Genomic DNA, 1,288 nt, shown 5'->3' with positions numbered 1-1,288 from the left:
CTTTCGGAATCTCGGTTGATTTCTCTTCCTCCGGGTACTTAGATGTTTCAGTTCCCCGGGTTTGCCTCGTTATGCTATGTATTCACATAACGATACGTGCTTATGCACGTGGGTTTCCCCATTCAGAAATCCCAGACTCAAATGGTTATTACTACCTAATCTGGGCTTATCGCAAGTTATTACGTCTTTCATCGCCTCTGACTGCCAAGGCATCCACCGTGTACGCTTAGTCACTTAACCATACAACCCCAAAGGGTCTTGCTTAACGCAATACGTTTGCTACAACGTAGTATGACGYTTCCAAGGTGCGTTATCTCTTTATTATGAGCGAGATAACATTCGATTTTGCCGGACTCAAATTTGAATAACATCAGGCAATGATGCTATTCCCAAGAACACTTGAATGTGTGTTGGTACCTAAATCATAAAGACTTAGGATTTGAGAACTTTTAAATTTGAATAACAATGAAATCACATTGTTATTCGTCAGCTTTCCAAATTGTTAAAGAGCAAGTTTGTTTCCGAAAACGGAAAAAACCATTTTTAAAGATTCTTGTGAAAGAACACTTAAAGATGGTGGAGCTATGCGGGATCGAACCGCAGACCTCCTGCGTGCAAGGCAGGCGCTCTCCCAGCTGAGCTATAGCCCCATCTGTATCAAGAAAAATCAAATAAGTATCTTTTTGAGAGCAAGGCAACTAGTAAGGCCGCATACATTAGTATGCAACGCGCTAGTTAACGCGGCTATCAGAAAGATTGGTGGGTCTGAGTGGACTTGAACCACCGACCTCCCGCTTATCAGGCGAGCGCTCTAACCAGCTGAGCTACAGACCCATTTCTGCTGCACATTTTCTCTTATTTCTGCGTCAGGACTGCGCTCTTCAGTCAGTCACATACTCATGTATGCTCCTTCCTTCATCGCTTGCCTTCCTTGAACTAAGAAAAACTGTTTTGCATAAATAACTCAATATTATTGATTTATCTTTCTCTTTTCTAAACCTAATCAATCTGTGTGGACACTCATCGTGAGTAATCATCGTATAAGGAGGTGATCCAGCCCCAGGTTCCCCTAGGGCTACCTTGTTACGACTTCACCCCAGTCATGAACCACAAAGTGGTGAGCGTCCTCCCCGAAAGGTTAAACTACCCACTTCTTTTGCAGCCCACTCCCATGGTGTGACGGGCGGTGTGTACAAGGCCCGGGAACGTATTCACCGTGACATTCTGATTCACGATTACTAGCGATTCCGACTTCATGGAGTCGAGTTGCAGACTCCAATCCGGACTA

The 1,288-nt window shown here is 44.3% G+C and carries 2 tRNA genes and 2 rRNA genes; all 4 read right to left on the bottom strand.

From position 1 onward, the window contains the following. A 23S ribosomal RNA gene (locus tag A9260_RS12535) occupies positions 1–240 on the bottom strand; the annotation flags it as partial. A 334-nt stretch (positions 241–574) separates the two neighbouring features. Then, positions 575–650: transfer RNA gene (locus tag A9260_RS12530), tRNA-Ala, on the bottom strand. A gap of 107 nt (positions 651–757) precedes the next feature. Beyond that, positions 758–834 (bottom strand) — tRNA-Ile (locus A9260_RS12525). A gap of 207 nt (positions 835–1,041) precedes the next feature. Then, a 16S ribosomal RNA gene (locus A9260_RS12520) occupies positions 1,042–1,288 on the bottom strand; the annotation flags it as partial.

It is taken from the genome of Vibrio sp. UCD-FRSSP16_30, from assembly GCF_001676025.1.
GTDB lineage: Bacteria > Pseudomonadota > Gammaproteobacteria > Enterobacterales > Vibrionaceae > Vibrio.
Note: the sequence above shows the minus strand (reverse complement) of the source record. Positions and strands in the feature narration are given on the sequence as shown.